At 66.8% G+C, this 7,587-nt stretch carries 6 protein-coding genes and 1 pseudogene; 6 read left to right on the top strand and 1 reads right to left on the bottom strand.

What is annotated here, in order from left to right; translation table 11 throughout:
• The 3 genes and pseudogenes from FUT88_RS26315 to FUT88_RS23245 form a co-directional block, all read left to right on the top strand.
• Positions 1–221 (top strand): annotated as a pseudogene (locus tag FUT88_RS26315) (ATP-grasp domain-containing protein); the annotation flags it as partial.
• The gene (locus FUT88_RS23240) at positions 218–1,357 is read left to right on the top strand and encodes a hypothetical protein (RefSeq protein ID WP_147218764.1); all 1,140 of its coding nucleotides are present in this window, start codon (positions 218–220) and stop codon (positions 1,355–1,357) included. The pseudogene FUT88_RS26315 and the gene FUT88_RS23240, both read left to right, overlap by 4 nt.
• Positions 1,354–2,382: a Rieske 2Fe-2S domain-containing protein gene (locus FUT88_RS23245; protein ID WP_147214711.1), complete on the top strand. Its 1,029-nt coding sequence runs from the start codon at positions 1,354–1,356 to the stop codon at positions 2,380–2,382. The genes FUT88_RS23240 and FUT88_RS23245 overlap by 4 nt, the downstream gene beginning before the upstream one ends.
• A gap of 10 nt (positions 2,383–2,392) precedes the next feature.
• Here the strand turns inward: FUT88_RS23245 and FUT88_RS23250 are convergent, their stop codons facing one another.
• Positions 2,393–2,740: a GFA family protein gene (locus FUT88_RS23250; RefSeq protein WP_147214712.1), complete on the bottom strand. Its 348-nt coding sequence runs from the start codon at positions 2,738–2,740 to the stop codon at positions 2,393–2,395.
• A gap of 205 nt (positions 2,741–2,945) precedes the next feature.
• On the opposite strand from FUT88_RS23250, the gene FUT88_RS23255 reads away from it, so the two are divergent.
• From FUT88_RS23255 to FUT88_RS23265, 3 genes are all read left to right on the top strand, one after another.
• Complete coding sequence (locus FUT88_RS23255) at positions 2,946–3,431, top strand: cupin domain-containing protein (RefSeq protein WP_147214713.1); 486 nt, start codon at positions 2,946–2,948, stop codon at positions 3,429–3,431.
• 94 nt (positions 3,432–3,525) lie between these two features.
• Positions 3,526–4,620 (top strand): uroporphyrinogen decarboxylase, encoded by a 1,095-nt coding sequence (gene hemE / locus FUT88_RS23260; RefSeq protein ID WP_147214714.1) that lies wholly within the window; start codon positions 3,526–3,528, stop codon positions 4,618–4,620.
• A gap of 590 nt (positions 4,621–5,210) precedes the next feature.
• On the top strand, positions 5,211–7,508 hold the full coding sequence (locus tag FUT88_RS23265; protein ID WP_147214715.1) for a primosomal protein N': 2,298 nt from the start codon (positions 5,211–5,213) through the stop codon (positions 7,506–7,508).
• Positions 7,509–7,587: the final 79 nt, after the last annotated feature.

Raw genomic sequence — 7,587 nt, forward strand, 5'->3', positions numbered from 1 at the left:
GGCTGTTCGATGCGTGGCGCCACGGCACGCTGCGCCAATGGCGCCACGACTGGCGCGCCGCCACCGACGTCATCGCCACGCCGGGCGACCGCGGCCCGCTGTGGGGCGGCGTGCGCGATCTTGGCGCCTATGCGCGCATGGCCATCGCCCAACGTTGCAACATGCGCGAAGCCGCCACGCAAGACATCGAGTGGGACGGCCAGGCGCTGCCCGAGGTATGAACGCGCCCGCTGCGGTGCCGCATGCGTGCTTTGCCGACAAGGCCGGCGCGTTCCTGCACGTGCATCGCGGGCAGGCGTCGCAGCCGTTCGTCGCCAACTTGGTGACGCAGGTCGACGTGGTGGAGGCTGGCGGTCTGCCGCTGCCCGTGACCATCAACGGCAGTGAGGATCGCGCCGACCATGCCGAAAACGCCTGGGTCTGCTCGCCCATCACCACGTACGGCCGCTATGCGGCGGAAGAATCCGAGCGATTGATGCCGCGCATGCTGCGGCCGGTGCTGCGCGGCGCCATTGGCCTGGCCGATGCGTGGATGCGGCATGCGCAGCTCGACCGTGCGGTGGCCGTCAACAACTGGCTGGTCAGTACGAACCTGTATCCATCGGCGGCGGCCTTCGATCTGGAAGCGCTCGCGCGAACATGCCGCGAGCGCTGGCCGGACCGCGCGATCTGGCTGCGTTCGCTCAACACGATCCAGCACGCCGACTGGCTGCGCGCCGCCACGGCTGCCGGCTTCGATTTGATCCCCACGCGGCAGGTCTATCTGTTCCTGCAGTTGCAGCGTGCGTCGCGCGTGTCGGAACTGCGTCGCGATCTGCGGCGGGACCTCAAGCTGCTCGACGCGACGCCGCTGACCTTCGTGCCGCACGACGCCTTGACCGACACCGACTTCGCGCAGGCCGAGCGGCTCTATGCGCAGCTCTATCTCGACAAGTATTCCGCGCTGAACCCGCGTTACACCGCAGCGTTTCTTCGCGCGTGGCACGCGGCAGGGCTGCTCGAATGCGCGGGTTTTCGGGATGCGCAGGGCGTGCTGCGCGCGGTGGTCGGCGTGTTTGGGCAAGGGCCGTTGCTGACCGCGCCCATCGTCGGCTACGACACGACGTGGCCCCAGCAAGCAGGGCTGTATCGCCTGCTGATGGCGCACGTGCTGCGCCTGACCATCACGCGCGATGCCGAGTTGAACCTGAGCGCTGGCGCCGCGCACTTCAAGCGCCTGCGCGGAGGCGTGCCGGCCATCGAGATGAGCGCCGTCTACTGCAGGCATCTGCCACCCGCCACGCGCCGCGCCGTCGCCGTGCTGCGCACCCTCACCACCCGGATCGGCGTGCCGATCATGCAACGCTTTCAGTTATGACTGCCTGGAACGCCACGCTGCTGCGCGGCTGGTATCCCGTCGCCGAGGCGAACCGCCTGCGCGACAAACCGATGCACGTGACCGTGTTTGGCCGCGCGGTGGTGCTCGCGCGCTTGCCCTCCAGCGGCTTGCTTGCGCTGGACGATCGCTGCCCGCATCGGCATGTGCCGTTGTCCGACGGCCAGCTCGTTGGCGAGACACTGCAGTGCAAATACCACGGTTGGACGTTCGGCGCCGACGGCCGCTGCACCACCATGCCGGGCCTGTGCCCAGGCGCCGCCGTGCCCGCCGTGCAAGTGAATGCGTGGCAGGTGTTCGAGCACGACGGGCTGATCTGGATGAGTGCACGGCCGCCGGGCGAAGCTGCGCCTGCGGCCTTGCCGGCGTTCCTGCAGCGCTTGCCGCCCGGCAGCCGCCGCTTTCTGTGGAGCACGCTGTGGCAGGCACGCCCCGCCGACGCGCTGGAGAATTTTCTTGACCCGCTGCACACGCATCTCGTGCATCCGGGTCTCGTGCGCAGCCATGGCGCGCGCCAGCCGATGACGGTGACCGTCGCCCAGTCGGCAGATGGCCTGCAGGTCGACTACGCCGGCCAGCCGCAGCAAAGCGGTCTGCTGTACCGCCTGTTCGAATCGCCGCGCACGATGGAGCGTGCGCATTTCGGTATCGCCGCGCCTTCCACCGCCCAGCTCGAATACCGCTACGCCAACGGCAGTGCGCTGTATTTCACGCTGCACTTCACGCCCGAAGACGAGATGCGCACGCGCCTGTTCGCCACGCTGCATGTGGAAAACCGCTGGGCGCCGGCCTGGGCCGTGCGCTGGCTCGTCTGGCCGTTCCTGTATCGCGTGGCGGAGCAGGACCGCCGCATCGTGGAAGCGCAGGCCGCCAACAGCGCACGCTTTGGCCGGCAGGACGGCATGTCGACCGAACTCGATCTCGTGCGGCCGATGCTGGATGCGGTGTGGATGCCGAACGGCAAGCCGGTGGAGGCCGGCGAGCGCGTGATGCAGATGTGGCTGTAGCGCCGCGCTGCTACATCGACCGCCCGTCGAAGTGGGTGACCGGCACACTGGCCAAATCGATGTCTTCCAGACAGCGCACGTTGACGGCAATCATGGGCGTGCCGTCGGGCATGACGCCCTCGGCATACGGATGGATGCCGCAGGTGGGGCAGAAGCGGTGCTTGATGACGTGCTTGCGGAAGAGGTAGGTGCTTGCGTTGTCTTCCGGCGTCAGCAGCCGCACCTTGTCGCGCGCCACGAACCACAGCAGCGAGCCCTTGCGCTGACAGATGGAGCAGTTGCACGCCATCGCGCTTTCCGGATGGCCTTCGACTTCGAATGCGACCTTGCCGCAGTGGCAGCTTCCCTTGTGTGTCATGCCGGTCTCCTGTGATGTCGTTTTGTGGCGGGCTTGGCGCGGTCCACTATAGGCGAGCCGGTTTGGGAGCGGCGCCCCGGTTTCTCGGGAATCGCCCTAGGTCTACGCGGCCGCATGCCGATGCGACAATCGCCGCGAGTCGGTCAAGCGACCGCGCCACACGGACTGCCGCGCCTTGACGGCGGCCGCGTCATGAGGAGCCATCATGCATCGCCATCGTCCTGTTGCTGTGATTCGAGCGATTTCCGCTGCCGCTATCTTTGCCGCCGGTGTCGGCGCGTTTGCGCAAGTGCCAGAACCGGCGGCGGCATCGGCTCCGGCCTCGGCACCGCCGCTTGCGGCGCAGATCGTCAACATGGGCGGCATGACGCCGGACGAAATCGGCCCCGTCATCGCCGAGATGGGTACGCTGCGCACCAAGACGCTGGTCACGGCGGCCAACGGCACGGTGGGCGTCCAGGTCGGTACCGTCGCCAAGCACACGCATACGTACGCCGACGAAATCCAGTACGTGATGTCGGGCACGGCCACCGTCTGGCTCGACAGCGCGCCGCGGGAAGTCCGGGCGGGCGATCTGGTCGTGATTCCGCGCGGCGTGGTGCACGGAACACTGACCACCAGCCCGGATTTCAAGTCGATGGCGATCAAGCTGCCGCCGCAGCGTGCGGGCGATACGCACAAGGTGCCGTGATATCTGCGTCGTGATTGGCGACGGGTTGGCCTGGGTCAGGGAAGGATAAAAACACCATCCCTTACAATGGCGCCCTCCTCAAGAGTCCATCGCCATGTCCGCCCCGCTCGCCAACGACACCTTCCTGCGCGCCCTGCGCCGCCAGCCGACCGACTACACCCCGCTGTGGCTGATGCGCCAGGCGGGCCGCTATCTGCCTGAGTACAACGCCACGCGTGCGCGGGCCGGCAGCTTCCTCGGCTTGGCCAAGTCGCCTGCGTACGCGACGGAAGTGACGCTGCAGCCGCTGGACCGCTACCCCTTGGACGCGGCAATCCTGTTCTCCGACATCCTGACCGTGCCCGACGCCATGGGCCTGGGGCTGTCGTTCGCGCAAGGCGAGGGGCCGCGCTTTGCCAAGCCGGTGCGCACGGAAGCCGATGTGGCGGCGCTGTCCGTGCCGGACATGTCGTCGCTGCAATACGTGTTTGACGCCGTGGCGGAAATCCGCCGTGCGCTCGTCCAGGACGGCCGCCAGCGGGTGCCGCTCATCGGCTTCTCGGGCAGCCCGTGGACGCTCGCCTGCTACATGGTCGAAGGCGGCGGTTCGGACGACTTCCGCACCGTCAAGTCGATGCTCTACGCGCGCCCGGACCTGATGCACCGCATCCTGGAGATCAACGCGCAGGCCGTGATCGACTATCTGAATGCACAGATCGATGCAGGCGCACAGGCTGTGCAGGTGTTCGATACCTGGGGCGGAGCGCTGGCCGATGGCATCTACCAGGAGTTTTCGCTGGCCTACATGGCCCGCGTGGTGAAGGGTATTCGCCCCGGGGCCGACGGCCAGCGCGTGCCGGTCATCCTGTTCACCAAGGGCGGCGGCCTGTGGCTCGAAGGCATGGCCGAGACCGGTGCTGACGCGCTGGGCGTGGACTGGACCGTCAACCTGCAGCGCGCTCGCCAGCGAACGGCGGGCCGCGTCGCCTTGCAAGGCAACCTGGACCCCACCGTGCTGTTTGCCGAGCCGGAGGCGATTCGCGCGCAAGCGCGCCGCGTGCTGGAAGACTACGCAGCCGGCGGTGGCAGCGATGGCCACATCTTCAACCTCGGCCACGGCATCTCGCAGTTCACCCCGCCCGAAGCCGTATCGGTGCTGGTGGAGGAGGTGCACAGCTTCAGCCGCGCGCTGCGGTCGAAAGCGAAGTAACACGATCAAGATCAATGCTGCAGTGCGATAGCGTTTGAATCGTGCCGCAATAGTGCGTGAAGTCGGGGGCACGGGTGGAATCTTCGCCGCTTTGGTGCAGTAGGGGTGAGTGACTACTCGCGTGCCGGTGGCCCCATCTGGCCCCAACGGGGTGTCAAGCGATTTATTTCGCGCTTTCTGGTGCGTAAGCCGGCTGTCAAGACTTGACTTATGCACAAAGCTGTCGCGGCTGGTTCTTTCCGCGGCGCAACAGGGGCGGCTCTGTGCACGCACCGCATAAGTGTTTGATTTTTCTGAAAGAAAGCCGCGTGCGCGTAAATCGTGCAAGCTAGAAAAACAGCGCGTCTACCGGCCTTCGCGGGCGCAGCGGCCGACTTTTCAACAAAGTTATCCACAGGCCGTGTGGATAGGCCGGAAAACGGTCGCCGATCAGGGCGCCAAGGCATAAACCTCAAGTAGTACTTGAACATTGAACCGACCATGGCAATGGCTGTGAAGGCAAGGTGAGATGGGCAAGACGCATTTCCCAGGTGCAGGATGCGCCGCTGCATCGCAACAAACTCTTTGCAATTCAACCGTTTGCGCCAAGCATGACCACCGCCCACGTCGACGCCGCGTTTTCTGATGCCCAGGTGTCGGCTGCCATTGCGCGTGTGGTGATCGATACACCGCTCGATGCCGTGTTCGATTACCGGTGCGGGCAACCTGTGCTGGTTGGGCAGCTCGTGGTGGTGCCGTTCGGCAACAGGCGGGTGGTGGCGTTGGTGGTCGAAACTGCCGCAACCACCGATGTTCCGCAAGAAAAGCTGCGCGATGTGGAGCGGGTGCTGGCCTGGGTGCCGCCGCTCGACGCCGAATGGCGGGCGCTCGCCGAATTTGCTGCCGGTTACTACCACCGTGCGCTCGGCGAGGTGACGTTGCCCGCGTTGCCGCCGTTGTGGCGCACGCCGGGCAGCTGGGACAACCTCGCCCGGCAGGCCAACGAAACCGTCTACGTGATGTTTGAACCGGCGCGGGCCGCGTTGCTCGACAGCGTTCCGAAACGTGCGTCCGGCGCCATGCGCCTGGCCGAAGCACTGACCGGCGATGGCGAGCTGTCCACCAGCGCCGCCGTTGAATTGCACGGGCAAGCCGTCGCCAAGCTGCGGGACTGGACGACCGTCGGCTGGCTGCGCGCAGAACTGCGGCCGAAGGCGCTGCTGCCGCAACCGCTCGAGCTGCCGGCGCCTTCCGTCGCGCCCGCCCTGAACGACGAACAGGCCGCCGCCGTGGCGGCCATCGCCCAGGCCGGGGCGGCGGGTACCTTCAGCCCCTTCCTATTGTTTGGCGTGACCGGAAGCGGCAAGACCGAGGTCTACCTGCACGCCATCGCCGACGCCTTGGCGCGCGACCCCGCCGCGCAGGTCCTGATGCTGGTGCCCGAGATCAACCTGACGCCGCAGCTGGAGGCGCGCATTGCGGCGCGTTTTCCCGGCGTGCCCATGGCCGCGCTGCACAGCGGTCTGGCCGAACAGCCGCGCGCGCTGAACTGGCTGGCCGCGCATCGCGGTGAAGCGCGCATCGTGCTCGGCACGCGGCTGGCGATGCTGGCGTCGCTGCCCAACCTCGCGCTCATCCTTGTCGATGAGGAGCACGACACGTCGTACAAGCAGCAGGAGGGTCTGCGTTATTCCGCACGCGACCTGGCGCTATGGCGTGCCAAGCAGCGCAACATCCCCGTGGTACTGGGCTCTGCCACGCCGTCGCTGGAAACCTGGTGGCGCGCCGAGCAGACGGCTACGACGCGCCTGACGCTCTCGCAACGCGCGCAGGCAGAAGCGGTGCTGCCGCGCGTGTCGCTCATCGACCTGAACCTGGAGCGCCGCGCCGGGCGTGCGATTCGTGATGGGCTGTCCAAACCGCTCGTCGATGCGATTGCCGATCGCCTGGCGCGCGGCGAACAAAGCCTGCTGTTCCTCAACCGCCGCGGCTACGCGCCTGTGCTGTCCTGCGACGCCTGCGGCTGGCTGTCGGGCTGTCCGCGCTGCTCGGCGTACCTGGTGCTGCACAAGCCGGAGCGGCGCCTGCGCTGTCACCACTGCGGGTACGAATCGCGCATTCCGCATCACTGCCCCGACTGCGGCAACGTCGACATCGCCCCGCTCGGGCGCGGCACCCAGCGCATTGAAGAAACGCTCGGCGAGCTGTTTCCGCAGGCCCGCGTCGCCCGCATCGACGCCGATTCCACCCGCCGCAAGGGCAGCGCCGAAGCGCTGTTCGACACCGTGCACGAAGGCGGCGTCGACATCCTGATCGGCACGCAGATGGTCGCCAAGGGGCACGACTTCCAGCGCGTGACGCTGGTGGGCGTGGTCGCGCCCGATTCCTCGCTGTTCTCGCACGACTTCCGCGCGGGAGAGCATCTCTTTGCCTCGCTGATGCAGGTGGCGGGCCGCGCGGGCCGGGCCGGCTTGGCCGGCGAGGTGCTGATTCAGACGCGGTATCCCGACGCACCGGCGCTGCAGGCGCTGGTTCGGCACGACTACGACGGTTTTGCGCGCCAGCTGCTGCGGGAGCGCAAACAGGCCGGGCTGCCGCCGTTTGCCTATCAGGCGTTGTTGACCGCAGAGCACAAGGAAGTCGCACGCGCGCTGGAGTTTTTGGGCGCCGCGCGTTCGGCTGGTGAAGCCTTGGCCGCTGAATTGGGCGCGCCGGTGTTTTTGCATGATCCGGTGCCGATGACGATGGTGCGCCTGGCCAACCGCGAGCGGGCGCAGTTGCTGGTGGAATCGGGTTCTCGCGCGGCTTTGCAGAAGCTGTTGACTGCCTGGACTGAGGGGTTTGCGGGGATTGGCAAGACTGTGAAGGGGGTGCGGTGGCAGTTGGAGATTGATCCTTTGAGGATTTGAGCGTTGGTGGTCCACCTCCCTTTCGTTCCCTGCCGGGACCGACTTACTTTTCTTTGTCTTGCCAAAGAAAAGTAAGCAA

Origin of the sequence: Ralstonia sp. TCR112 (assembly GCF_007997035.1) — a bacterium.
Taxonomy (GTDB): domain Bacteria; phylum Pseudomonadota; class Gammaproteobacteria; order Burkholderiales; family Burkholderiaceae; genus Ralstonia; species Ralstonia edaphi.